Here is a 23,832-nt window from a genome sequence, read left to right as displayed (position 1 = left end):
CCGCCCCGGCATAAGATGACCGCAAACGCGAACGATCCCAAGGGACGCATATGGCGCAGAAACCCGTTCTTCACCGCGACAATCCAGAGGCCGAGCCGCTGGTCGGCAATATCAAGGTCACCCGCAATGACTGGCTGAACGTGGCGATGGACGTGCTGATCTCTGACGGGGTCGAGCGGGTAAAGGTGCTGGCGCTGGCAGAGCGGATGCAGGTCTCGCGCTCGTCCTTCTACTGGTACTTCAAGTCGCGCCAGGATCTGCTGGATGCGCTGCTCAAGACCTGGGAGCAGACCAACACCGCGGGCATGGTGCGCCAGGCAGAGGCACCCGCCGGGACCATCACCGGGGCGGTGCTGAACGTGTTCCACTGCATCACCAACCCCGACCTGTTCAACACAGCGCTGGACTTCGCGGTGCGCGACTGGTCGCGCCGTTCCGGCAAGGTGCGCAGCCTGCTGGACCGCTCCGACCGCCGCCGGGTGGAGGCGCTGACAGCCATGTTCGAACGTTACGGCTATCCGCAGCGCGAGGCGGTGACACGCGCCAAGGTGCTCTATTACATGCAGCTTGGCTATGACATGGCCGACCCGAACGAAAGCCACGCCGACAGGCTGGAGGCGACACCGGAGTACCTGAAGGTGTTCACCGGGCGCGAGCCGCTGCCGGAGGAGATGGAAGCCTTCACCGAATTCACCCGCCAGCACTGGGATGTGTGACGCGCCGGCCCCGGGCGGGCCGGCGGCCGGCTTTACAGGCTGCTTAGTGCTTCCTCGGCTTTTGCGCGGACGTCCTTGGCGGCCTGCAGGCGCACCGGGCCGTAGCCGCGGATTTCCATCGGCGCTTTCAGGAGCTCCAGGCTTTGTTTGCGCTTGTCTGCGCCGTAGCGGCCCGCGACGGTGTCCAGCACGCCCTCATACCACGCCAGCAGATCGCGGTGCAGCCGGGCTTCTTCGTGATAGCCGAAGATGTTGAAGGCCGAGCCGCGCAGCGCCTTGCCCTTGGCCAAAAGGTTCATCGCCGGGCGCATCCATGCGCCAAACGCCCGTTTCGCCGGACGCCCCCGCGCATCCCGCTTCCAGTTCATCAGCGGCGGGGCAAGATGGTATTTGATAGAGAAATCGCCTTCGAACTCTTCCTCCAGCTGATGCTGGAACCCGTCGCTGGTCAGCAGCCGGGCGACCTCATACTCGTCCTTGTAGGCCATCAGCTTGAACAGCGACCGGGCGGCGGCTGCGGTCAGCTCTTCCTGCGCGTCGTGCGGCAGGGCCGCGCGGAACCGGTTCAGGGCTGCGGTATAGCGGCTGGCATAAGCCATGTTCTGATAACCGGTGAGGAAGGTGGCGCGGCGCTCAATCAGTTCGTCCAGCGTTTCCTCCTTCTGCGGCGCTTCCTCGTAATGGCTGGCAACCAGACCCGGGTCCACCGCCATGGCGCGCCCGATGGCAAAGGCAAGACGGTTCTTGTCAATCGCCACGCCGTTCAGCTCGATCGCCTGGTCCAGCGCCCCGGCGCTGACCGGCACCAGACCCTTCTGCCAGGCAAAGCCCAGCATCATCACGTTGGCCAGCACCGCATCGCCCAGCATCTTCTCCGCCGCCTCATTGGCGTTGAAGCCGGAGAGGTTCTGCGGGCCGACAGCCTCGGCAATCGTCCTTTCGCGCACGCCTGCCATCAGGTCGGCATCCCGGCGCAGAACCAGATCACCAGTGGGCATCTCCGCCCGGTTCAGAACAACCTTGGTGCCGGCCCGGTAATGGACGGAAGCCTTGGGCGCAGAGCTGACCACCACGTCGCAACCGATCACGGCATCCGCGCCGCCCTGGTCAATCCGCACCTGGTTCAAGGTGTCCGGAGCGGCGGACAGCCGGATATAGCTCAGAACCGTGCCGAACTTCTGGGCAAATCCGGTGAAGTCCAGCACGCTCGCGCCTTTGCCCTCCAGGTGCGCCGCCATGGTGATCAGCGCGCCGACGGTGACAACCCCGGTGCCGCCAACCCCGGTGACCAGCAGGTCAAACGGCTCCTTCAGCGCGGGCAGGCCGGGCGCGGGCAGCTTGGCGGTTAACGCTGCGGCATCCAGCCCGGCGATCTTTTTCTTGCGCCGGGCAGCACCTTCGACGGTGACAAAGCTGGGGCAGAACCCGTTCAGGCAGGAAAAATCCTTGTTGCAGGTCGACAGGTTGATTTTGCGTTTGCGGCCAAAGGGCGTCTCCTTCGGCTCCACGCTCAGGCAGTTGGATTCCACCGAGCAATCACCGCAGCCCTCGCAGACCAGGTCGTTGATGAAGGCGAATTTCGCCGGATCTTCCATCTTGCCGCGCTTGCGGCGGCGGCGCTTCTCTGTGGCGCAGGTCTGTTCGTAGATCAGCACGGTGACGCCGGGGATCTCGCGCAGTTCCCGCTGAACACTGTCCAGCGCGCTGCGGTCATGGAAGGTGGTGCCCGCCGGAAAGTCGCCGCGGCTGAATTTGCCGATGTTGTCGGAGACCAGGGCAATCCGCTCCACCCCTTCGGCGCGGCAGGTCTGGGCGATGCCATGCACCGACACGGGCCCGTCCACCGGCTGGCCGCCGGTCATCGCAACCGCGTCGTTGTAAAGGATCTTGTAGGTGATGTTGGTGCCCGCTGCGACGGCCTGGCGGATTGCCAGAGAACCGGAATGATACCAGGTGCCTTCGCCGAGGTTCTGGAACACGTGCTTGTTGCCGTTGAACTGCGAGGCCACGGTCCAGGGCACGCCTTCGCCGCCCATCTGGGCATAGCCCGCCGTCTCCCGGTCCATCCAGCTGGCCATCACGTGGCAGCCGATGCCGGAAAATGCCTTCGACCCCTCGGGCAGCTTGGTCGAGGTGTTGTGCGGGCAGCCCGAGCAGAAATAGGGCGTGCGGGTGGCACCAGGCACGTTCAGCACCTTCGGCGGCTCGGCTGTCAGCGCTGCCGCCTTGGCGGGCAGGTTTTCTTCGGGGAAGAACTTGTCCAGCCGCGCCGCCACGATCGGCGCCAGCAGCAGCGGGCTCAGCTCCCCGGTCCAGGGGATCAGCGGCTCGCCCTGGCTGTCGTATTTGCCGACCATTCTCTCCGGCTTGCTGCCCGGCCAGTCATAGAAGTTTTCCTTGAACTGGCTCTCGATAATGCCGCGCTTTTCTTCGACAACCAGCACCTCCTGCTTGCCCTTCACGAACTTCAGCGCATCGGTGCGGTCCAGCGGCCAGACCATACCGACTTTGTAAATATCGATGCCCAGTCGGCGGCAGGCGGCCTCATCCAGCCCAAGAAGCCGCAGCGCCTCCATCAGGTCCAGGTGGCCCTTGCCAGTGGAGATGAAGCCGAACCGGGCCTCCTTGATGTCATAGATCCGCTTGTCGATCGGGTTCGCCTCGGCAAAGGCGCGCACCGCGTCCAGCTTGGCCTGGATGCGGGTTTCGATCTCCGGCGAGGGCAGATCGGCGCGGCGGATGTGCAGGCCGCCGGGATAGTCCGGCAGCTCCGGGAAAACGAACTCGCGATCCGGCTGCAATTCGACCGAACGCGCGCTTTCCACGGTTTCCGAGACCGCCTTGAAACCGACCCAGGTGCCCGAGTAGCGCGACAGGGCAAAGCCGTACTCGCCAAATGTCAGGTATTCAGAGACATCCGCCGGGTTCAGCACCGGCATGAACCAGGACATGAAGGCCACATCGGACTGATGCGGCATGGAGGAGCTGACACAGCCGTGGTCGTCGCCCGCCACCACCAGCACGCCGCCCTTGGGGGACGAGCCATAGGCGTTGCCGTGCTTCAGCGCGTCGCCCGACCGGTCGACGCCCGGTCCCTTGCCGTACCACATGGAAAACACGCCCTCGACCTCGCAATGCGGGTCCAGCACTGCCTGCTGGGCGCCCAGAACGGCGGTGGCGCCCAGGTCTTCGTTCACGGCGGCCATGAACTTGATCCGGTTCTCCTCCATCCGCGCCTTGGCGCGCCAGAATTCCAGGTCCACCCCGCCCAGCGGCGATCCGCGGTAGCCCGATACAAACCCCGCGGTGTTCAGCCCCGCTTCGCGGTCGCGGCGCGCCTGGTCCAGCATCACCCGGGCCAGCGCCTGGGTGCCGGTCAGGAACACCCGGCCCTTTGTCATCTCATAACGGTCGTCCAGCTTGTAGCTGCGGAAATCGTGGCTCAGCTTGGTCATCGCAGGGGGAGTCCTTGCACGGCTAAATTGATCGCGGAAAGATAATCCTGCAGGCTTGAAAAGAATTGCCAGACTTGCTGGTTTTGCGCAGATTTATGGGTATATTGACCATTAAAGAACATAAGTACGGAAAAATAGACCGGAAAATGAAGCTCGACCAACGCGACCGCCGCATTCTGACCCTGCTGCAGGAGGATTCCCGCATTTCCAATGCCGACCTGGCAGAGGCGGTGGGCATGTCGCCGTCTGCCCTGTGGCGCCGGGTCCGGGCTCTGGAGGAGGCAGGCATCATCGAGCGCTACGGCGCGGTTGTGAACGCGCCTGCAATGGGGCTGGGGTTTCAAGCGATCGTCCATGTGCATCTGACCCGGCACGACCCCGACAAACTGGTGGAATTCATCCGCGCGGTGGAGACCAGTCCGCTGGTGCAGGAGTGCTACGCCACCACCGGCCAGGCGGATTACCATCTGCGGGTGCTGGCCCCGGATCTGGACGCCTATAACCGGTTTCTTGAGGACTTCCTGTTCCGCCTTCCGGCGGTTGCCAGCGCCCAGACCAACGTGGTGCTGCGCACAATCAAACGGGACAAGCCTGTGGCACCTTGAACGCCGCGCCAGCCGGGGGCGGCGGATCTGGAAAAAACTGAGACCGCGACCTTAGCATTTCACTTTTCCGGAAAATACTCCGGGGGTCTGGGGGCCGGCCCCCAGCCGATAGCCGGTTTCACATCGCGGCGTATTTCACCCAGGCCCAGGCCATGGCGATATAGGTCAGCTGATGCAGCGCCTGGTCCGAGCCCATCGCCTGCCAGAACATCGCCTGCTGCGGATTCAGCTTCTTGCGCTCGGAAAAGCGCGCCTTGCCGAAGTCGATGTGGAAATGCACCACCCACTCCAGCGCTCCCAGCACCAGGATGAAGGTCACCGGCGCGCCGAACAGCAAAAAGACGATGGCCGAGCCGATCACATGAACCCCGGCATGCTGCGCGCGCCCGGCGTGGACATAGGCACAGCGGCCAGACAGCATTTTCGGCGTCTGCAGAAAGAAGTCGGCAAACAGGTGCTTGACCTGCAAAGCACAGAGCAGCAGCAGAACAGAACCGACATAATCCGGCAAACCGAATGACCTCCAGCATGTGTACCTGGCTGGAACCTTACGGGTTTTTCGCCGCCTGGCAAATGCCGTGCCCGCAGGGTGCCGTAACGGGACAAAGCGGGTTTCTGCCCATTGCCTGTGCCCGTCAAACCGCGCTACCCATAAGGCAGACCACACCCGAAGCCGCCATTGATGGAGCTTTCCCATCGAACGCTCTCTGTTCCGTTTCATCTGGAAATACTCGAAACGCGATCAGCTGGTGCTGCTGGTGGTCACCGCCTGCCTGTTCCCGCTGCTGTATCTGACGCTGGAGCTGCCCAAGCGGATCATCAACGATGCCATCGGTTCGGAAACCGGTACCGTCACCGTGCTGGGGTACAGTTTCGACCAGCTGACCTTCCTGTGGATCCTGTGCGGCGCTTTCCTGGTGTCGGTGCTGTGCCACGGGCTGCTGAAAATGCGCATCAACACCATGAAAGGCGTGCTGGCCGAGCGGATGCTGCGCCGCTTCCGCTATCAGCTGATCGCCCGGGTCCTGCGGTTTCCGCAACCGTATTTTGAGCGCGTCAGCCAAGGTGAACTGGTGTCGATGGTGACCTCGGAGTCGGAACCGATGGGCGGGCTGATGGGGGATGCGGTTAGCCAGCCGGTGCTGCAGGCGGGCCAGATGCTGACCATCCTGTTCTTTCTGTTCCTGCAGAACTTCTGGTTCGGGATGGCGGCGATTGCGCTCATTCCGTTGCAAGGCTGGCTGATCCCGATGCTGCAGCGGCAGATCAACCAGCTGAACAAGAAACGGATCAAACAGGTGCGCGCCCTGGCGACCGAGATCGGCGAAAGCGCGGCGGGGGCCGCGACGCTCAGAATCAACGGCGGCTGGCGCTACCGGATGGCGGTGATCACCGACCGGCTCGGGTGGCTCTATGATATCCGCTTCCAGATCTACCAGAAGAAGTTCTTCATGAAGTTCCTCAACAACTTCATTTCCCAGCTGACGCCGTTCTTCTTCTACGCAATCGGCGGCTACCTGGTCTTGCAGGGCAAGGTCTCGCTGGGGGCGCTGGTGGCGGCGCTGGCAGCCTACAAGGATCTCGCCGCCCCCTGGAAAGAGCTGCTGGCCTATTACAACCAGACCCAGGACATGAGCGTGCGCTGGGACGTGGTCCTGGAGCGCTTTGCGCCGCAGGGCATGATCGGCGAGAAGCTGATGACCGGCGAACCGGAGGAACTGCCGCGTCTCAACGGGGACATCGTGCTGGACTCTGTCACCGTGCGGGACGCCGATGGAAACCTTGTGCTGGAGGAATTGAGCGCGGCATTCCCCGCCGGGCAGGTGATCGGGATTGCCGCCCCCTCGGAGGAAGACAGGCGTGCCCTGGCGGAACTGCTGACCCGGGAAATCCTGCCGTCCTCCGGCACCGTCACGGTCGCGGATCAGAACCTCAGCAGCCTGCATCAGGCCACGCTGGCCGCGCGGATCGGCTTTGCCACCTCCCGGCCGGTTCTGTTCCAAGGCTCGTTTGGCGACAATGTGATGATGCCGATGCGTCTGCGCCCGCTGGACCAGGGCCAGAACCTAGCGCGGCTGGAAACCGCCATTCGCGCAGGCAACAGCCCCGACCCCTTCGACGCGCGCTGGCTGGATCCTGAGCTCGCCGGGTTCACGAGCGAGGAGGAGCTGCGGGGCTGGTGGCTGAAACTGGTGGAGGGGATAGGGTCCGACACCGCCCTGTTCCGCCGCGGCATCGATCAGTTTTTCGAGGCCACCGCCCACCCGGGCCTGGCAGACCAGCTGGTCAGGCTGCGCCCTGCTGTGCGCCAGGCTGTTGAGAACGCGGGCCTGGATCTGCATGTGCGGTTCCTGGACGCCGACAGCTACAACCCGGCGCTGCCGGTCGCGGAGAACCTGCTGTTTGCCGCATCCCAGGAACCGATGACAGTTGAAACGCTGCTGCGGCATGCGGAGTTTCTGGCCCTGCTCAAACAGCTGGGGCTGGACGAGAGCCTGGTGTCGCTGACCCGCGATGTGGTGGAAATGCTGCGGCAGATCTTCGGCATGGATGGCACCGGCCACCCGCTGTTCCGCAAGCTAGGGCTGGATGTGGAGGCCTATGAGGCGGCGATTGCTCTCATGGACCGGCAAGGTTCCGGCAATGTCAAAAAGCTTAGCCGCGAAGAACTTGCGCAGCTGCTGATTGTGCCTTTCACCATATCTGCCGAACAGATTGGCCCGGCTTTCGAGGACAGGATGAAAGAGCGTATCCTGGGCTTCCGCCGCAGCCATGGGGAGAGCCTCCTGAAATCGCTTGGGCCCAGCTTTGTGCCGTTCTCACGGGACAGTTTCGCTCCCACCCTGACGGTTCTGGAAAACGCGCTGTTTGGTAAAATTTCGGATGCGGCCGGCGCCAAGGCGGATGAGGTGCGCAAGCTGGTCTCCGATCTGATGGTGCGCGAAGGCCTGCGCGACAAGGTGGTGGAGCTGATCTTTGACATGCCGATCGCCGTGGGCGGGCAGGGGCTGGCGGCCAGCTTTGCCGAGCCGTTGGCGTTCTGCCGTGCCACCATCAAGCGGCCGGACATCCTGATCCTGGATACCGCCATGGCAAGCTATGACCTGGAAACCCGGGTGGCGGTGCACAAGAACCTGCGCAAGCTGCTGCCGGACACCACATTGATTTACCTGGCGTCCGGCTTCCAGAACCCCGATGTGTTCGACGTCTTTTATGAACTGCGCCAGGGACGGCTGGTCAGCGACGAGGCGCAGGCAGTGGCGGCAGGCGAGGGGGCGGCCAGTCAGGACCTGGCCCGCAAGCTGCGGGCGCTGGAACAGACCGAGCTTTTCTCCGGCCTGAACCGCCGCCAGCTGCGCCTTCTCGCCTTTGGCGCGCGCTGGTACGAGGCCGCCAAGGGTGCGGCGGTTTTCCTCAAGGATGATGAGGCCTCGGACGGCGCCTATATGATCCTCGAAGGCGAGGCCGGGCTGTACCTGCCGCAAGAGGGCATGGAAGACCGGCTGATTGCCAGGGTCGGCCCGGGCCGGCTGGTGGGGGAGCTGGGCCTGATCCGGCAGGAGCCGCGGGCGCTAAGCATGATTGCGGAAAGCGACCTGCGCTGCTTGCGGATCGGCGAGGAGGAATTCCTGGCGGTTGTCGAAAACGACGCTTCAACCGCCTTCAAGCTGCTGCAGGTGGTGGCGGGCTACGTCTCCAACTGAACCGGAACCAACAGGAAACAGGGAAGACACTGATGAAACTTCTGCGATACCGCTCCGGCGGAGACGTGCGGCCGGGACTGCTGGACGGCGCAGGCGCGGTCCGGGATCTGTCGGCGCATGTGCCGGATATCACCGGGGCTGTGCTGGATGAGGCAACCTTGGCCAGACTGGCCGCACTGGATCCGCAGACGCTGCCGCTGGTGCCGGGCACGCCGGACCTGGCCCCCTGCGTCGGGCAGCCGGGCAAGTTTCTGGGGATCGGCCTCAACTATACCGATCACGCTGAAGAGATGGACATGGCGCTGCCGGAGCATCCGATTCTGTTCCTCAAGGCCACCTCTTCGATCGCTGGCGCAAATGACGATGTGATCTTGCCGCGCGGCTCGGTCGCTGCGGATTGGGAGGTCGAACTGGGCGTGGTGATCGGCACCGCTGCCAAATACGTGTCAGAGGCAGAGGCGCTGAACCACGTGGCAGGCTATTGCTTGATCAACGACGTGTCCGAGCGCGACTATCAGACCAAGCTGACCGGCCAATGGACCAAGGGCAAAAGCTGCGACACCTTCGGTCCCGTGGGCCCATGGCTGGTGACTCGCGACGAGGTGCCCGATCCGCAAGCCCTGTGGCTCACGTGCGACGTGAACGGAGAACGCAGGCAAACCGGCAGCACCCGCACAATGGTGTTCACAGTGGCGCAGATCATCGCGCATCTTAGCCAGCTGATGACCCTGCATCCGGGCGATGTAATCGCGACCGGCACACCGCCGGGCGTGGGCATGGGCATGAAGCCCGCACCGGTCTATTTGAAACCGGGCGATGTGATGCGGCTGGAGATCGAAGGCCTCGGCGTGCAAACCCAAACCGTGCGCGCGGACAGCTGAGGCAAGTCGGGTGAGACAAGGCGGGGCGCTCCCGCCCGCCCCGGCGCATTCGCAAAATGCGCCCTTCCGGTTGGGCGTGGCGCTGCGCAAAGCGCAGCGCGGGATCCGCTGCGGGGCAGGCCGTTGGTTTCAGAACGGAGTGCTGCCGCGCAGCTCAGAGACCGCTGCAGAAATGCTTGTAAAGCAGGGCGATGGTCTCTTCGGTTTTCGGATCCTGCAGCGAGTAATAGACCGTTTTCCCCTCGCGCCGGGTGGCAACCAGGCCTTCTTCGCGCAGCCGGGCCAGCATCTGGCTGACCGCAGCCTGGCGCATGTCCAGCAGCCCCTCCAATTCACCGACCGACCGCTCGCCCGCGCCTAGATGGCACAGAATCATCAGCCGCCCCTCATGGGCCAGCGCCTTGAGGAACGCAGCCGCAGCGGCAGCACTTTCTTGCATGTTCTGAGGGGTTTCCGGGGGAAGCGCGTCTTGGGGCGAAAGGGTCAATGCTCAGGTCCTGCGGTCGTCTTTTGCCGGCAACATTACCCTTTCCGGCGCCCGAGTCACCCCGCAGTAGCGTTTCATTCCGCAATGGGCGGAGTGCCACCGGCAAAAGCATAGCCCTTGGCGCAATCGCAGGCGGCCTCCTGCATGCTGAGGTGCAGATCGCTGCCGGTGAAAGGGCGTGCGCGTGCCAGAGCGGTTTTCGGCCCGGATGTAGCCTTTGATCAGCGGTTCGTGGAACGGGGTCCCGATCGTCCCCAGCAGCAGAATGCTGGGATCGAGGCGGCGAAGTGAATGCTGGCGGCCCAATTCACCGGCCCGGCGTACAGATCCGGTGCAATGCGTTCAACACCTCGGCAATCGCCGCGGCCTTTTTCATTTCCCAAATGCCGCCGGCCCGGCCCAAGGCGGGCTGCCGGATCTCCGCAGCACCAGCCCGCAGCATTGCGGCGCAGTCGGATGTGGTGGTCATCCGCTCGCCCGTGGCCACGGGAATGCGCAGGCTGCGGGCACCCTAGGTCATGCCTTCGATATTGTCGGGCGGTGTGGGTTTCACGAACCAGAGCGGCGAACAGGGCTCAAGCGCCTGCCCCAGCCGGGGGCCGGCAGGGCGGTAACGACCACGTTCAGGTCATGCAGCTTCACCGCCTACCGCTCCGCCGCCGCATCAAAGGCGGCCAGTTCCCGGTTGATCTCCGCCACCGCGGGCTGCGGGGCAAAGAAGGTGACATCTGCCTCGCCTCCGCGCTCCATCATCACCTCGATTTCGAAATGCGCAGGCACCGTGTCAAAGCCGCCGTCAATGCGCCAGCGGCGGCTCTGCTGCTCGGCAAGGTCCGGCAGTCCTGCGGCGACCGAAGCCGCCAGCCCGCCCGGCAGGCCGAAACGGGGATTGTTCGCAAGCCGCGTCAGGAAGGGGACAATCTCCTCCACCGCAAACAGCATCGACGTCTCCGAGGTGGCCGGGGCCGGTTTCACCGGTTCAGGCTTGAACAGGCTGGTCAGGAATTTCAGCACGGGCTGCGCTCCGGTTTGTGCGTGTCAGTCAAAGACAATCACATTGCGCTTGGCAGAGCCAGTCTTGGTGTCGGCAATGGCCTCGTTGATCTGCTCCAGGGACCAGCGGCCCGAGATCAGCTCATCGAGTTTCAGCCGGCCCTGCTGGTAGAGGTCGACCATCCAAGGAATGTCCCGCTGGATCACCACATCCCCCATCTTGGAGCCTATCAGCCCCTGTCCCACGGCGGCCAGAACCACCGGCTCGTAGCTGGCCTTGGCGCCGGAATGCGGCATGCCGATCAGCACCGCCCTGCCGCCGCGCGCCAGATAGCGCGGGGCTTGCTCGTAGGCGGGAATGGCGCCGACTGTGACCAGCACCGCATCCGCGCCGCGGCCGCCAAGCGCCCGGAATGCGGCTTTCCACGGCTTGTCCTCAGTTGCCAGAACGCCGTGGGTCGCGCCGAACTCCTTGGCGATGTCCAGTTTCTCCTGGCTCATGTCCACCGCAACGATGCGCCGGGCGCCGGCAATGCGGGCCCCCTGGATGGCGTTGAGACCTACGCCGCCCGCACCGATCACCACCACGTCCTGCCCGGCCCGCAGCTGGGCGGCGTTGACTGCCGCCCCGACGCCGGTGATCACCCCGCAGGACATCAGCGCCGCAGCGTCCTTGCCCATTTCAGCCGGGATCTTCACGATCTGGCGCTGGTCCACCACCACCTTCTCGGCAAAGGCACCGCAGGCCATGGCCTGTTCCAGCGGCCGGCCTTCGGCTGTCTTCAGCGGGCCGTTCACACCATCATAGGGTGTTTCGCAGATCACCGGCCTGCCGCTTGCGCAGGACGGGCAGGTTCCGCAGCTGCGGATCAGGGTGACCACGACGGAGTCGCCCTTGGCAAACCCCTGCACACCCCCGCCAAGGCCGGTAATCACCCCGGCGGCCTCATGCCCGTAGACCGCAGGCAGATATCCGCCCCAGGCGCCTTCAGAATAGGAGATGTCGCTGTGGCAGATGGCGACCGCGTCCAGCGTGACCTCGACCTCGCCCATGCCGGGCGGTGCCAGCAGGACCTCTTCAATCACCAGCGGGGCTCCGAACGCGTGGCAGACAGCGGCTTTGATGGTTTGCATGGTTTTCCTCCCCGTTTCAGTCAGGGTGGCGCGGCGGCCTGGCTGCATCAAGCGGGAATACGGCAGCCCGGCGGCGGTATTACGTCACAGAAGACTCGCTGCACAGAAACACCGTGCAGCCGATGGCCATGAGGAGCAGCGTGAACACGCGTTATCTTCTGAACTTCCTTTACCGGTTGCCCAGTTCCTCAGCCCGTTTGGCAAACTGCAAGGCATCCCACGGCGCCCGGCCCATCTGCTGCGCCGGATCAAACAGCGCCGCCGCGTCCAGGCCGGGATAGTCACGCGCCACCAGCGCCCGCAACGGTGTCTGCGAGGACTGTGCTTCCCGGCACAGCGCCTTTACGGCCGCTTGCGCATCGGGCCGCGGCATCTGCTCTGCTAGGGCAAAGCTCAGCGCCTCTGCGTGGATCATGCCCAGCCCGCAGGACAGCGCGGCGGCCATTGCCTCCGGATCGGGTGCCAGGCCCGCGCACAGGTCCTTGCCCGTCTTTGCGGCGCTGGCCGCACCCAGAACGATCTGCGGCAGGCTCATCCATTCGCTGAACCAGGCCGCCCCGTCGCGCTGATGCTGCTGCACCGAGGCCCCCTGAAGGACGGAGAACAAGCCGCTGCCCTGCCGCGCCAGCGCCGCCAGCACCGAAGGCGCCACCGGGTTCTGCTTCTGCGGCATGGTGGAGGACGCCCCGGCACCGCCCAGCGAAATCTCCGAAATGCCGCTTTGCACCAGCGCAATGCAATCCTCGCCGATCTTGCCGAAGGCCAGCGTCACCCGCTGCAGCCAGTCCGCGATCCGCAGGACCGGCGTGCGGTCGCTGTGCCAGCTGCGTCCCGGATCCTGCAATGCCAGCCCCTTGGCCATCGCAGCGCGCACCTCTGCTGCCTTCGGCCCCAGCGCGCCGGACGTGCCCGCCGCACCCGAGAGGGAGACCAGCAGGCACGACTGGCGCAGCGCGGGCAGTTCCTCCAGCAGGTTCAACAACGGGGTGCCCCAGGCGGCTGCCACCGCGCCGAAACTGGTGGGGGTGGCGTGCTGCCCATAGGTGCGGGCGGTCATCGGCAGGTCCGCATGGGTTTGGGCCAGCCTGCCAAGCGATACCGCAGCGGCCTTCACATCCGCTTCCACCAGTGCCAGCACCTGGCGCAGCCGCAGCATCAGCGCGCTATCCATGATGTCCTGCGAGGTGGCGCCCCAATGCACATACTGCGCGTGCTCCGGCGCTTTCATCTCCTCGCGGAAGGCGGCAACCAGCCCCGGCACCGGCACGCCATTCTGCGTGCTGGGCCGTTTCAGCACGCCGGGGTCAACGGCAATTTCCACCACCGCACGGGCGATTGCGGCAGCGCTTTCCTGCGGGATCATGCCCGCGTCGCCCTGCGCCTTGGCCAATGCGCCCTCGACCAGCAGCATGGCGCGCACCTCCGCACTGTCCGAAAACAGGCGGCTGGCCTCGCCGCAGCCGAACAGGCCGCCATACACCTGGCTGTCAAAAACCGAACCTGCCATCAGAAGTCCTTTGCGATGTGCCCGATCAGATCCGCGAGCCCCTCAGGGTCCGCAAAGAAGGGCGAATGGGAAGTGTTCATGTCAAAGACCCGGTGCGGCGGCAGCTGCGCCGCCATCTGCGCCTGGTATTCCGGCGGGATTACCCGGTCCTGCGTGCAGCGGATATAGGCCTTGGGCACACCTTCGAACCGGTCGCCCAGGCGGATTGGCGTGTCCTGCGGCGGGATCGGCTGCGGGCACAGGTGTGCCAGCGCGAACGCCACCGTTTCAGCCGGGCAGTCATGATAGAACAGCTCCGGCGCGCTCTCCGCCACGAAACTGTAGCTGGTGCCGGCCGCGTTCTTGGTTGTGGCGCCTGTCAGCGTCTGCCGCGGCCCCGCCTTGCGCATGTCGATCAGGGACAGGCCGCTGACCGGAATATAGCTGCAGAGGTAGATCAGGCCGCGCAACCTGTCAGGCCCTATCTCCGCTGCGGCGGAAATGGGAAACCCGGCCCAGGAATGGCCCAGCACGATGGTGTCAGGTGCCGAGGCCGCCAGCACCGCCTCAGCAGTTTCCTCCAGTGTGATCGCCGCCGGATCGCGCCCGTCGCCATGGCCGGGCAGGGTGAGGGTGCGGGCGGTGTGGCCGCGCGCCTCCAGGGCCGGAACGACATCGTGCCAGCACCAGGCGCCGTGGCAGGAGCCGTGAACCAGAAGAACCTCAGCCAATGTGCCCGGTCTCCCTCAGAAATGCGCTCAGCCGTTCTGCATATTCGTCGGGCTGCTCGACGCAAGGAATATGGCCCGCACGCCGGATCAGGTGGAATTGGCTGCCGGGGATCAGGTCCACCGTCTCGCGCACCAGGTCGGGCGGGGTGGAGCCGTCCTCGGAGCCCGCAATGCCAAGACAGGGCAGCCGCAGGCCGCTGGTGGGGGTATAGAAATCGGTGCCGGCAATCGCCGCGCAGCAGCCGGCATAGCCGTCGCGGGATTGCTGCACCAGCATGTTGCGCCACAGCTGCAGCTCTGGCGTGGCGCGGAAACTGCGGGCAAACCAGCGCTCCATCACCGTGTCGGCCAGCGCTTCGATGCCGTCGGACTGAACTGTCTGAACCCGCTCGTTCCACATCTCCGCAGTGCCGATCTTGGCGGCGGTGTTCGACAGCACCAGCGCCCGGATCTGATCCAGGCGCTTCACCGCAAGGCCCTGGGTAATCATGCCGCCGATCGACAGCCCCACGAACATGCAGTCGCGCACCTGCAGATGATCCAGCAGCCGCTCCGCGTCGCGCACCAGCGCCCCCATCGAATAGGGCGCGGGCGGGCAGGAGGACAGCCCGTGCCCGCGCTTGTCATATCGGATGATGCGCAGGCCTGCGGGAAGCCGGTCCACCACCGCATCCCAAACCCTCAGGTCGGTCCCCAGCGAGTTGGCAAAAACGATGGGGGCGCCGTCCGGGTCCCCGTCAACGCGGTAATGAAGCTGGACATCGCCCAGGTCTGCAATCTGCATGGAGCGCCTCTTTGCTGTTCCGCCGCACTCTACCTGCGCCGGGGCAGAGAGGTAAACCAGCCGCCTGCTGCGGGCGGGGGAATTTTCTTAAGAAAGAAAATTGGCCGGAAAACCGGTTTTCCTGCACGCCTCAGCCGCGCAGCTCCATGTGCGCCATGATCTGCGCGTGATCGGAGGCTGGCCTGTTGTAAGGCGCCTCCGGGTGGCTGCCGTCGGTCAGGTGGTCGTTGAAAACGCTGTAGTACTGCATCTCTCCTACCGCCCCGGGCCAAGACGGGTCGAAATGGCGTGACATGTAGATCTGGTCGACACTCTCATGCACACCGCCAAAGGCGGTGGTATAGACCACATCGCGCAATGACCTTTTCATGAACATCTTCCCGGCAGAGCGCAGCCGCACCCGGTCGACGTCCTCGCGGATCTGTTCGTCTTCCGCTGCGCTGTAGCGGTCGCCGGAGTGCCGGGCGTCATGGCGCAGCATCCAGGCGTAGTTCGTGAACGGCATCTCGCCGGCGATGATCTCGCTGCTGACCGCATGTTCGCCGTCGTTGAAATCCCCCAGCACCATCACCGGGCGCCCCTGCTCCAGCTCGTCCAGCACCGCACGGCGCAGCACCCAGGCCTCCCCCATCCGCCGGAGCGCCGCCCGCAGCGATCCCAGCGCCCGGCCTGCCGCATCATAGGCGGTCAGCACGGTTTCGGGCGGATAGGGCGCGCCCTGAGGCTTGATGTATTCGCCAAGCTTCGATTTCAGGTGGCAGTTGAACACGGTGATCACCTGATCCCCAACCGGCACCCGCACCTTGAGGATCGGCCGCGACAGCCGGCGCAGGGTGTAGAAACCGGCGTCCTCTTCCTCGCCCAGGCAGGCCATCGGGATGTCCAGCGGCTGGTCCATGTCCTGGATCACCTCGGGATCATCCGCAAAGCCCAGCCGCGACAGCACCGCCAGCCCGGGCCGCCGCTTGCCAGGTTCGCCGGTGTCGTTGAGGTTGGCGGCAAAGACCAGTTCCGCTTCGGCGTAAGAGCCATAATCCATCTTCTGAAAAACCGCCTTGCGGTGATAGCGTTTGGAAGGGTCGGGGATGCTGGCGGCGTTGGCCTCTGCCCCGCGCCGGTCGGTTTCGGTGATGACCTGGCGCAGCGGCGCTTCGTCAAAGATCTCCTGAAACCCCACGATATCGGCGTTGAGCGTCAACAGCTGGTCGGCCATCCAATCCGCCTTCCAGGCGTATTCCTCCGGCGTGTAGCTTTGGAAGCGGTAGTATTCCCGCTCCGGTCCGATCAGATTCTTGACGTTGAACGAGGCGATGGTGAAGCGTGTCATGACGGCCCCCCTGACTGCCGCGCTATAAAATGCGCGGCCAGGGGTCAAGCATAGCGCGAGAGCGCCTCCCGGAACAGCTCCGCATCCACATTGCCGCCGGTGGCAACCGCAATCACCGCGGCACCGGCGACCCGCCCGGGGTGGAACAGCGCCGCGGCAAACGAGGCCGCGCCGCCGGGTTCCAGCACGATTTTCAGCCGCAGGAAGGCCAGGGCCATTGCCCGCATCGCCTCATCCTCGGTAATTACCAGGCCCGGCCCGCACAGCCGGCTGAGAATGGGAAAGGTGATCTCCCCCGGCTGCGGTGTCAGTATCGCGTCGCAGATCGAGCCGGACTGGCTCGGGTTCCGGCAGATCTCGCCCGCCGCCAGCGACCGGGCCACGTCGTCAAAGCCTTCCGGCTCCACCGTCCGCACCCGCAGCCCCGGCGCGCGGGCTTCCAGCGCCAGCGCAATGCCCGACGACAGCCCGCCGCCGCCGCAATTGACCAGCACATCCGCTTGGGTGACGCCCTCGGCGGCAGCCTGTTCCGCGATCTCCAGCCCCGTAGTGCCCTGGCCCGCAATCACCTGCGGCTCATCATAGGGTTTGATCAGGGTCAAACCGCGGGCTTCGGCGTATTGCGCGCCCACCGCCTCGCGGCTTTCGCCGCCCGCGCGGTCATACAGAACCACCTCGGCCCCCAGATCGCGGGTGTTCTGGATCTTCAGCCGGGGCGCGTCGGCGGGCATCACGATCACGGCAGGCACCCCATGCGCCTTGGCGGCGGCTGCGACACCTTGCGCATGGTTGCCGCTGGAATAGGCAATGACACCGCGCTTGCGCGTCTCTTCCGGCAGCGCCGAGACCGCCGACCAGCCGCCGCGGAACTTGAAGGATCCGGTGTGCTGCAGGCATTCCGCCTTCACCAGCACGCGGCGTCCGGCAATCTCGTCCAGAAACGGCGAGGACAAAAGCGGGGTGACGCGGGCGTGGCCCTTCAGCCGCTCCGCCGCGGCGTCGATCATGGCAATTGAGGTCATTTGACGGGGTCCAGAACTGAATGGATGAGGGCGAGCGCTTCGGGCTCGTCCAGAAACGGCACATGGCCGCGTCCGGCAATCTCCGCAGCGTGCAGGCCGGGCAGGCGGCGCTGCATCTCTGCGAAGGTTTCGGCGCTCAGAATGTCCGAGTTCGCGCCGCGGATCACGCCGCAGGGAAGCCCTTCCAGCGCCAGGAACAGCGGCCACAGATCCGGGGCGGGGCCGGCCTCTGCCTGCGCCAGCAAAGCGTCCCGCAGCCGCGGATCATAGCGCAGGCGGAGACCCTCCGGGCCTTGGTCATAAAAAGCCTCTGCTTCCTCCCGCCAGCGCGCTGCGGGCACATCCGGGAAGGCCGGTGCCATCAGCGCTGCCAGCGTTTCCGCGGCCTGCGCATGGGTTTTGGCGGCCGGGCGGCGGCCCACGTATTCCATGATCCGGGTAATGCCGCCCGGCGGGATCTCCGGGCCGACGTCATTCAGGATCACCGCCGCCAGCCGGTCCTTGGCGATCGCGGCCAGCGTCATCGCCACCAGCCCGCCGCGCGACGTTCCCAGCACCGCGGCGCGCTCCAGTCCCAGATGGTCCAGCAGCTCCAGCGCATCCTGCGCCTCGCGCAGCACGTTGTAGGTCATGAAATCGGGGTCGTGCGCCGACTGACCCCGGCCGCGCGCGTCCAGAGTGATCATCCGGTATGGCCCCGCATGCGGCGCGAAATAGCGGAAGTCCCGGCTGTCGCGGGTGAGGCCTGCGAGGCAGAGGAGCGGCAGGCCCGTGCCGCTGTCCGTGTAATAGAGCCGCAGCCCGTCAGAAGTTTCAAAGAACGCCATGGGTCCGCCTAGCTCCGCGCAAGGTCTGGAATGGCGGTCAGATCCGGCAGGATATGCGCGGGCTTCCAGGGCAGCCTGTCCACCGGCTCGCCCGCCCGGTTCACCCAGGCGGTGACAAAGCCGTACCCCGAAGCCCCCGCCGCATCCCAGCCATTGGAGGACACGAACAGCACGCTATCTTTGGCGCACCCGAAACGCTCGCCGACGAGATCGTATACACGGCTGTCAGGTTTGAAGACGCCAACGCTTTCCACCGACAGCACATCATCCAGCACGTCTGCCAGCCCCGCCGACCGCACCGCACCGTCCAGCATCGCAGGCGAGCCGTTCGACAGGATCGCGGTGTTCATCCCGGCCTCTTTCAGCGCCTTCAGCATCGCGGGCACCTCCGGGTAGGCCTGCAGTTCCCAGTAGAGATCCAGGAGGCGCTGGCGCAGGGCGGCGTCACCGTCCAGCCCGGCGGCTTCCATCGCCCAGTCAAGCCCGTCCCGGGTCACATCCCAAAAATCCGCATGGGCGCCGGTGATGGCGCGCAGCCAGGTGTATTGCAGCTGTTTCAGCCGCCAGTGGCTGGCCAGCTCGGCCCAGCTGTCCCGCAGATGCGGGAACTGCGGCTCGCTGGCGGCCTGGCGGGCGGCGGCTGCCACGTCGAACAGGGTTCCGTAAGCGTCGAATATGCAGGTGGTGATCGGCATGGCTCCCTCCGTTGCGGCGAGAGTTGCACGAAGGCGGCAGGGTGGCAAAGCCGGAAATTGCCCCCATACGGGTTTACATCGCGTCTGCGGGCGCTAGGCTGCGCCCCTTTATTAACCCGCAACCGATTGGAGGTCTTATGACCGGGGTAAAGAACGGCGACACCGTGCGCATCCACTACACAGGCAAGCTGACGGATGGCACCGTTTTCGACAGTTCCGAAGGGCGCGAGCCGCTGGAATTCACAGTGGGCGCAGGCCAGGTGATTGCCGGAATGGATGCCGGTCTGGAAGGCATGGAAGCCGGCGGCAAGAAGACGCTGGAAATTGCTTGTGCCGATGGCTACGGCCCGATCAATCCCGAAGCGCGCCAGGAAATCCCGCGCGCAGGCATCCCCGCCGATATCCCGCTGGATCCGGGTACTCAGCTGCAAATGCAAAGCCCCGAAGGCCATGTGCTGCCCGTCACCGTGGTCGAAGTGACCGAAGAGACCGTGACGCTGGACGCCAATCATTTCCTGGCAGGCAAGGATCTGGTCTTCGACATCGAGCTGGTGTCTATCAACTAAGCTTGCGCCTGCGGGGCAGGGAGGTGCTCCCGCGCCCGCAGGTCCCCCGGCTGCGCCGGCGGACGCTTGGCAGCCTTGGGCGTGGCACCGCGCCCGGCGCGGTGCCACGCCCAACGGGAGCGGGCTTTGCCAGAAGCCCGGTGACGGGCGGGAGCGCGCCGCAGGCCGGATGCAGAACCCCGCGGGCCGGGGACAGCTTGGAGAAGAAACAGAAAAAGGCGCCCCTGGGGGAGCGCCTTTATTTAACAGGGCCTTTGGGGAAGTGGTTACAGGTGGTCCTGCTGCGGCATCCCCAGCACGTGGAAACCGCCGTCCACCCGGATGACCTCGCCGGTGGTGCACGCGCCCGCGTCGGATGCAAGGTACACGGCAGTGCCGCCCACCGCTTCCAGCGTCGCGTTGTCGCGCAGCGGCGCGTTCTGAGCGGTGTGCTTGAAGGTCTTGCGGGCACCGCCGATGGCAGCGCCTGCCAGGGTCTTCATCGGCCCGGGCGAGATCGCGTTCACCCGGATGCCTTCCGGGCCCAGATCGTTGGCCAGGTAACGGGTCGCCGATTCCAGCGCCGCCTTTGCCACGCCCATCACGTTGTAGTTCGGCACTACCCGGTTCGACCCCTGATAGGTGAGGGTCAAGAGGGTGCCGCCGTTGTCCTTCATCAGCGGGTAGGCGCGGCGCGCCACCTCGATGAAGGAATAGGCGGAGATATCCATGGAATTCTTGAAATTGGCGCGGGTGGTGTTCAGGAACCGCCCGGTCAGCTCCGACTTGTCGGAATAGGCAATCGCATGCACCACGAAATCAATCGTCGGCCAGCGTGCCGCCAGCTGTTCGAACGCCGCATCCAGCGAGGCATCGTCGGTTACATCCACGTCGACCATGAAATCCGAGCCGACGCTCTGGGCCAGCGGTTCCAGCCGCTTGCCAAAGGCCTCGCCCTGATAGGTGAAGGCCAGCTCGGCCCCGGCGTCCGCCATGGCCTTGGCAATGCCCCAGGCGATGGAGCGGTCGTTGGCAACGCCCATGATCAGGCCGCGCTTGCCGGTCAGAAGTCCCGTCATCGCCATTTATCCCTTGTACTTGCTCAGAACCATCGAACCATTGGTGCCGCCAAAGCCGAAGCTGTTGGTCATGACAGAGTCGAGGCCGGCGTTTTCCACCAGACTGGTGGCAATCTCGCCCGGCAGGATGCCTTCGGCGAGGGTATCGACGTTGATCGACGGCGTGATGAAATCGTTGTCCAGCATCAGGAGGCAGAAGATTGCCTCCAGCGCCCCGGCAGCGCCCTGGGCGTGGCCGGTCATCGACTTGGTCGAGGAAATCGGCGGCACCTTGCCCTCTCCGAAAACCCGGCGCGCGGCTTCAACCTCGCCGACATCGCCAACCGGGGTCGAGGTGCCGTGCGCGTTGATGTAATCCACCTTGCGGCCCTCCGGCAGGGTGGCCAGCGCCAGCCGCATCGCCCGCTCGCCGCCTTCGCCGGACGGCGCAACCATGTCGTGGCCGTCGGAGGTGGCGGCAAAGCCGGTCACTTCGGCATAGATCTTGGCGCCGCGGGCGAGCGCGTGCTCCAGTTCTTCCAGCACCACGATGCCGCCGCCGCCGGAGATCACGAACCCGTCGCGGTCCTGGTCGAAGGCGCGGGAGGCTTTTTCCGGCGCGTCGTTCTTCTTGGAGGACATCGCGCCCATGGCGTCGAACAGGCAGCTCAGCGTCCAGTCCAGCTCTTCGCCGCCGCCGGCAAACATAACGTCTTGCTTGCCCATCATGATTTGCTCCGCCGCGTTGCCGATGCAGTGCAGCGAAGTGGAGCAGGCGGAGGTGATCGAGTAGTTGATGCCCTTGATCTTGAACGCGGTCGCCAGGTTGGCCGAGATCGTGGAGGACATGCACTTCGGAACCGCAAACGGGCCGATGCGCTTGGTCGCGCCGGTTTTCAGCACCGTCTGATGCGCCGCCAGCATGGCAGAGGTGGACGGGCCGCCCGAGCCGGCCACCAGGCCGGTGCGCTCGTTCACCACGTGATCTTCGCTGAGGCCCGCATCCGCAATCGCCTGGCTCATGGCGATATGGGCATAGGCCGCGCCCGGGCCCATGAAGCGCAGGGTGCGCTTGTCCACATGCTCAGCCACATCGATCTTGAGCGTGCCGGCCACTTGGCTGCGGAAACCGTGCTCGGCCATTTCCGGGCTGGCAACGATGCCGGATTTGCCGGCTTTCAGCGAGGCGGTGACTTCTTCGGCATTGTTCCCGATGGAGGAGACAATCCCCAGACCGGTGACGACGACGCGGCGCATGTGCGTACTCCTGTTCCTGTGACTCTTGTCCTGCCGGAAAGCCTGTCAGCTCTCGGACAGGGCCACTTTCATATCTTTGACCTGATAAATCACTTCCCCGTCGGCTTCTACGATGCCGTCGGCGACACCCATGGTCAGGCGGCGGGTCTGCACGGCCTTGGTGAAGTTGACGCGGTAGGTCAGCATCTTGCGGTCCGGGCGCACCATGCCGGTGAGCTTCACCTCACCCACACCCAGCGCATAGCCGCGGCCTTTCCAGCCGCGCCAGCCCAGGTTGAAGCCCGTGAGCTGCCACAGGCCGTCCAGGCCGAGGCAGCCGGGCATGATCGGGTTGCCCGGGAAATGGCAATCAAAGAACCACAGGTCCGGAGTGATGTCGAATTCGGCAATCACATGGCCTTTGCCATGCTCGCCGCCATCACCGGAAATCTCGGTGATACGGTCCATCATCAGCATCGGCGGCGCCGGCAGCTGGGCGTTGCCCGGCCCAAACAGCTCGCCCCGTGCGCATTTCAGCAAATCGTCCTTGTCAAAGCTGCTGGGGTAATCGGCCATTCGGGCGTCTCTCCTGCCTAGGGTTCGGGTCTATATATCTGGCTCCCTGTAGCACCGCGCGAAAGGGTCCTGCAAGGGGACCCCGCGTCACTTCCTGCGTTGAATGTGCCACAGACGCCCCGGAAAGGGGAGTTCAGCTGCGAATGAATTTCATTTGAAAAACCCTGGCGCTTGCTCCTATATATACGGTCAGCAACGCGATGCAGGACCTGCTCATGACGCCAAACAGCGAAGAAGTGGCCACACGCTGGCTGACAGAGGCCGGGCTGAGACCCACCCGGCAGCGGGTTGCGCTTGCCGAATTGCTGGTCGGCGACGGCAAGCACCGCCATATCACCGCCGAAAGCCTGTTCGAGTCGGCCAAGAAAAAGGGCGCCGCGGTGTCGCTGGCGACCGTCTACAACACCCTGCGCGCGTTCTGCGACGCGGGCGTGCTGCAGGAGATCCCGCTCGACGGCTCCAAAAGCTATTTCGACACCAATACCCACGACCACCCGCATTTCTTCTGGGAGGACGAGGGCAGGGTGAGCGATGCGCCCGCGCAGGATCTGGTGATCCACAAGCTGCCGGAAGCGCCGGAGGGGATGGAGATCGCCTCAGTCGATGTGGTGATCCGCCTGCGCAAGATCTGACCGGCGGGCGCTCAGCGCTTTGCGGAGAATTTCATGTGCTTTGAAGGCCGGGGACTCCTCCGGCATTCCTGTGTGGGCAGCCAGAATCACCGGCTCCTGCGCCGCCGCATCCGTGACTGGCACCGCGCACAGGGTCTTGCCGTCATAGCTGATCCCGCCGGGCGGCAGGCTGTAGCTGATACCCACGCCCTCGCCATTGGCTGCCAGGCTGCGCAGCAGCTCCAGCGTCTCCGCCCGGTGCGCAATCCGCGGCACCAGTCCCTGGGTCTTGAACAGACCCAGCATGTGCTGCACCGACAGCCCTTCCTGCGACAGCACCAGCGGGTGCTGCGACAGCTCCGCCAGGGACAGGCCGCGACGCTGTGCCAGCGGATGCTCCGGCGGCACCAGCACATGCGGCGCGATCCTGTCCAGCTCGGCCCGGCTGAAAGCCGCATCCAGCCCCAGGTCATAGGTGATCGCCAGATCCGCCGTGCCTGTGCTCAGCGCGGAAATCAGCGGCTCAAAACCGCAGGCGCGGTGGCTGACTTCCACATCGGGCAGGACCGCCCGCAGGGCCTTCAGGGCAGGGGCCAGCAAAAACGGAGCCAGGTCGGAGAAACAGACCAGCGTCAGCTTGTGCACGGCCCCGGCGCTGCTGGGGTTCTCCAGCCGCGCCGCCTGATCCAGCAGCGCCTGCGCCTGTTCGGCAAACCGCCGCCCCTGCGGCGTCAGCGCCAGAGCCGCGCCGCGCCTGCGCAGGAACAGCGCATGGCCCAGGCGCTCCTCGATCCGGCTCAGCGCGGCGGACAGCGCGGGCTGGCTCACATGCACGGCATCCGCCGCCGCCGACAGGCTGCCGTGCCGGGCGACGGCGCAAACATATTCATAATGGCGCAGGGTTAGGTATAACATCTCTCGAAGGGTATCTTAAAAAGATATGATTTGAAACTATACCT

22 protein-coding genes and 1 pseudogene are annotated in these 23,832 nt (G+C 65.0%); 6 read left to right on the top strand and 17 right to left on the bottom strand.

All coding sequences use genetic code 11. From position 1 onward, the window contains the following. Window positions 1-50 precede the first annotated feature (50 nt). On the top strand, window positions 51-716 hold the full coding sequence (locus DAEP_RS0111435; RefSeq protein WP_008556855.1) for a TetR/AcrR family transcriptional regulator: 666 nt from the start codon (window positions 51-53) through the stop codon (window positions 714-716). Between the two features lie 32 nt (window positions 717-748). On the opposite strand, the gene DAEP_RS0111430 is transcribed toward DAEP_RS0111435, so the two are convergent. Further along, complete coding sequence (locus DAEP_RS0111430; RefSeq protein ID WP_027244742.1) at window positions 749-4,171, bottom strand: indolepyruvate ferredoxin oxidoreductase family protein; 3,423 nt, start codon at window positions 4,169-4,171, stop codon at window positions 749-751. A 146-nt stretch (window positions 4,172-4,317) separates the two neighbouring features. Between DAEP_RS0111430 and DAEP_RS0111425 the strand changes: the two genes are divergently transcribed. Then, on the top strand, window positions 4,318-4,776 hold the full coding sequence (locus tag DAEP_RS0111425) for an Lrp/AsnC family transcriptional regulator (protein WP_027244741.1): 459 nt from the start codon (window positions 4,318-4,320) through the stop codon (window positions 4,774-4,776). 118 nt (window positions 4,777-4,894) lie between these two features. On the opposite strand, the gene DAEP_RS0111420 is transcribed toward DAEP_RS0111425, so the two are convergent. Further along, on the bottom strand, window positions 4,895-5,287 hold the full coding sequence (locus tag DAEP_RS0111420; RefSeq protein ID WP_008556224.1) for a DUF3307 domain-containing protein: 393 nt from the start codon (window positions 5,285-5,287) through the stop codon (window positions 4,895-4,897). 235 nt (window positions 5,288-5,522) lie between these two features. Between DAEP_RS0111420 and DAEP_RS0111415 the strand changes: the two genes are divergently transcribed. Together DAEP_RS0111415 and DAEP_RS0111410 are read left to right on the top strand one after the other, a co-directional pair. Continuing rightward, window positions 5,523-8,480, top strand: coding sequence for an ABC transporter transmembrane domain-containing protein (locus DAEP_RS0111415; RefSeq protein WP_027244740.1), 2,958 nt, complete (start codon window positions 5,523-5,525; stop codon window positions 8,478-8,480). A 32-nt stretch (window positions 8,481-8,512) separates the two neighbouring features. Further along, window positions 8,513-9,361, top strand: coding sequence for a fumarylacetoacetate hydrolase family protein (locus DAEP_RS0111410; protein ID WP_027244739.1), 849 nt, complete (start codon window positions 8,513-8,515; stop codon window positions 9,359-9,361). Window positions 9,362-9,515: 154 nt separating this feature from the next. On the opposite strand, the gene DAEP_RS0111405 is transcribed toward DAEP_RS0111410, so the two are convergent. From DAEP_RS0111405 to DAEP_RS0111355, 11 genes and pseudogenes are all read right to left on the bottom strand, one after another. Next, entirely contained in the window at window positions 9,516-9,800 is a 285-nt protein-coding gene (locus DAEP_RS0111405; protein ID WP_008555493.1) for an ArsR/SmtB family transcription factor, read from the bottom strand. A gap of 122 nt (window positions 9,801-9,922) precedes the next feature. Beyond that, window positions 9,923-10,467 (bottom strand): annotated as a pseudogene (locus tag DAEP_RS23595) (enolase C-terminal domain-like protein); the annotation flags it as partial. 26 nt (window positions 10,468-10,493) lie between these two features. Then, complete coding sequence (locus DAEP_RS0111395; protein WP_008554942.1) at window positions 10,494-10,862, bottom strand: hypothetical protein; 369 nt, start codon at window positions 10,860-10,862, stop codon at window positions 10,494-10,496. A 24-nt stretch (window positions 10,863-10,886) separates the two neighbouring features. Then, window positions 10,887-11,975: a Zn-dependent alcohol dehydrogenase gene (locus DAEP_RS0111390; protein WP_027244738.1), complete on the bottom strand. Its 1,089-nt coding sequence runs from the start codon at window positions 11,973-11,975 to the stop codon at window positions 10,887-10,889. Window positions 11,976-12,144: 169 nt separating this feature from the next. Then, a complete protein-coding gene (locus tag DAEP_RS0111385; RefSeq protein ID WP_027244737.1) occupies window positions 12,145-13,482 on the bottom strand; it encodes a class-II fumarase/aspartase family protein in 1,338 nt (445 codons plus the stop codon). Next, window positions 13,482-14,192: an alpha/beta fold hydrolase gene (locus tag DAEP_RS0111380; RefSeq protein ID WP_027244736.1), complete on the bottom strand. Its 711-nt coding sequence runs from the start codon at window positions 14,190-14,192 to the stop codon at window positions 13,482-13,484. Before DAEP_RS0111380 ends, DAEP_RS0111385 begins: the two co-directional genes overlap by 1 nt. Beyond that, window positions 14,185-14,976 (bottom strand): 3-oxoadipate enol-lactonase, encoded by a 792-nt coding sequence (gene pcaD, locus DAEP_RS0111375; RefSeq protein WP_027244735.1) that lies wholly within the window; start codon window positions 14,974-14,976, stop codon window positions 14,185-14,187. The genes DAEP_RS0111380 and pcaD overlap by 8 nt, the downstream gene beginning before the upstream one ends. Window positions 14,977-15,106: 130 nt before the next feature. Continuing rightward, entirely contained in the window at window positions 15,107-16,303 is a 1,197-nt protein-coding gene (locus DAEP_RS0111370) for an endonuclease/exonuclease/phosphatase family protein (protein ID WP_027244734.1), read from the bottom strand. A gap of 44 nt (window positions 16,304-16,347) precedes the next feature. Beyond that, window positions 16,348-17,325 (bottom strand): threonine ammonia-lyase, encoded by a 978-nt coding sequence (locus DAEP_RS0111365; RefSeq protein WP_027244733.1) that lies wholly within the window; start codon window positions 17,323-17,325, stop codon window positions 16,348-16,350. Beyond that, window positions 17,322-18,152 (bottom strand): alpha/beta fold hydrolase, encoded by an 831-nt coding sequence (locus DAEP_RS0111360; RefSeq protein WP_027244732.1) that lies wholly within the window; start codon window positions 18,150-18,152, stop codon window positions 17,322-17,324. Before DAEP_RS0111360 ends, DAEP_RS0111365 begins: the two co-directional genes overlap by 4 nt. An 8-nt stretch (window positions 18,153-18,160) precedes the next feature. Beyond that, window positions 18,161-18,847, bottom strand: coding sequence for a haloacid dehalogenase type II (locus DAEP_RS0111355; RefSeq protein WP_027244731.1), 687 nt, complete (start codon window positions 18,845-18,847; stop codon window positions 18,161-18,163). A gap of 137 nt (window positions 18,848-18,984) precedes the next feature. Between DAEP_RS0111355 and DAEP_RS0111350 the strand changes: the two genes are divergently transcribed. Further along, a complete protein-coding gene (locus DAEP_RS0111350) occupies window positions 18,985-19,413 on the top strand; it encodes an FKBP-type peptidyl-prolyl cis-trans isomerase (protein ID WP_008554430.1) in 429 nt (142 codons plus the stop codon). 266 nt (window positions 19,414-19,679) lie between these two features. Here DAEP_RS0111350 and DAEP_RS0111345 read toward each other — a convergent pair whose 3' ends face one another. The 3 genes from DAEP_RS0111345 to fabA are packed head-to-tail and all read right to left on the bottom strand — an operon-like array spanning window position 19,680 to window position 22,262. Then, window positions 19,680-20,471 carry an enoyl-ACP reductase FabI gene (locus DAEP_RS0111345; RefSeq protein ID WP_027244730.1) on the bottom strand — a complete coding sequence of 264 codons (792 nt, stop codon included), beginning with the start codon at window positions 20,469-20,471 and terminating at the stop codon, window positions 19,680-19,682. Between the two features lie 6 nt (window positions 20,472-20,477). Next, window positions 20,478-21,707, bottom strand: a complete 1,230-nt coding sequence (gene fabB / locus DAEP_RS0111340; RefSeq protein WP_008554159.1) for a beta-ketoacyl-ACP synthase I — start codon at window positions 21,705-21,707, stop codon at window positions 20,478-20,480. A gap of 45 nt (window positions 21,708-21,752) precedes the next feature. Then, window positions 21,753-22,262: a bifunctional 3-hydroxydecanoyl-ACP dehydratase/trans-2-decenoyl-ACP isomerase gene (fabA, locus tag DAEP_RS0111335; RefSeq protein ID WP_008556232.1), complete on the bottom strand. Its 510-nt coding sequence runs from the start codon at window positions 22,260-22,262 to the stop codon at window positions 21,753-21,755. Window positions 22,263-22,477: 215 nt separating this feature from the next. Between fabA and irrA the strand changes: the two genes are divergently transcribed. Then, window positions 22,478-22,894, top strand: coding sequence for an iron response transcriptional regulator IrrA (gene irrA / locus DAEP_RS0111330; RefSeq protein ID WP_027244729.1), 417 nt, complete (start codon window positions 22,478-22,480; stop codon window positions 22,892-22,894). On the opposite strand, the gene DAEP_RS0111325 is transcribed toward irrA, so the two are convergent. Next, window positions 22,859-23,788: a LysR family transcriptional regulator gene (locus DAEP_RS0111325; RefSeq protein ID WP_027244728.1), complete on the bottom strand. Its 930-nt coding sequence runs from the start codon at window positions 23,786-23,788 to the stop codon at window positions 22,859-22,861. The genes irrA and DAEP_RS0111325 overlap by 36 nt on opposite strands. Between the last annotated feature and the right edge of the window lie 44 nt (window positions 23,789-23,832).

The organism is Leisingera daeponensis DSM 23529 (assembly GCF_000473145.1).
Taxonomy (GTDB): Bacteria; Pseudomonadota; Alphaproteobacteria; order Rhodobacterales; family Rhodobacteraceae; genus Leisingera; species Leisingera daeponensis.
Note: the sequence above shows the minus strand (reverse complement) of the source record. Positions and strands in the feature narration are given on the sequence as shown.

Coding starts and splice junctions, on each gene's coding strand:
- DAEP_RS0111365 (WP_027244733.1), bottom strand. CDS start 17,325: ATGACCTCAATTGCCATGATCGACGCCGCGGCGGAGCGGCTGAAGGGC.
- DAEP_RS0111390 (WP_027244738.1), bottom strand. CDS start 11,975: ATGCAAACCATCAAAGCCGCTGTCTGCCACGCGTTCGGAGCCCCGCTG.
- fabB (WP_008554159.1), bottom strand. CDS start 21,707: ATGCGCCGCGTCGTCGTCACCGGTCTGGGGATTGTCTCCTCCATCGGG.
- DAEP_RS0111345 (WP_027244730.1), bottom strand. CDS start 20,471: ATGACGGGACTTCTGACCGGCAAGCGCGGCCTGATCATGGGCGTTGCC.
- DAEP_RS0111410 (WP_027244739.1), top strand. CDS start 8,513: ATGAAACTTCTGCGATACCGCTCCGGCGGAGACGTGCGGCCGGGACTG.
- DAEP_RS0111405 (WP_008555493.1), bottom strand. CDS start 9,800: ATGCAAGAAAGTGCTGCCGCTGCGGCTGCGTTCCTCAAGGCGCTGGCC.
- DAEP_RS0111360 (WP_027244732.1), bottom strand. CDS start 18,152: ATGGCGTTCTTTGAAACTTCTGACGGGCTGCGGCTCTATTACACGGAC.
- DAEP_RS0111425 (WP_027244741.1), top strand. CDS start 4,318: ATGAAGCTCGACCAACGCGACCGCCGCATTCTGACCCTGCTGCAGGAG.
- DAEP_RS0111325 (WP_027244728.1), bottom strand. CDS start 23,788: ATGTTATACCTAACCCTGCGCCATTATGAATATGTTTGCGCCGTCGCC.
- DAEP_RS0111350 (WP_008554430.1), top strand. CDS start 18,985: ATGACCGGGGTAAAGAACGGCGACACCGTGCGCATCCACTACACAGGC.
- irrA (WP_027244729.1), top strand. CDS start 22,478: ATGACGCCAAACAGCGAAGAAGTGGCCACACGCTGGCTGACAGAGGCC.
- DAEP_RS0111385 (WP_027244737.1), bottom strand. CDS start 13,482: ATGGCAGGTTCGGTTTTTGACAGCCAGGTGTATGGCGGCCTGTTCGGC.
- pcaD (WP_027244735.1), bottom strand. CDS start 14,976: ATGCAGATTGCAGACCTGGGCGATGTCCAGCTTCATTACCGCGTTGAC.
- fabA (WP_008556232.1), bottom strand. CDS start 22,262: ATGGCCGATTACCCCAGCAGCTTTGACAAGGACGATTTGCTGAAATGC.
- DAEP_RS0111435 (WP_008556855.1), top strand. CDS start 51: ATGGCGCAGAAACCCGTTCTTCACCGCGACAATCCAGAGGCCGAGCCG.
- DAEP_RS0111430 (WP_027244742.1), bottom strand. CDS start 4,171: ATGACCAAGCTGAGCCACGATTTCCGCAGCTACAAGCTGGACGACCGT.
- DAEP_RS0111370 (WP_027244734.1), bottom strand. CDS start 16,303: ATGACACGCTTCACCATCGCCTCGTTCAACGTCAAGAATCTGATCGGA.
- DAEP_RS0111355 (WP_027244731.1), bottom strand. CDS start 18,847: ATGCCGATCACCACCTGCATATTCGACGCTTACGGAACCCTGTTCGAC.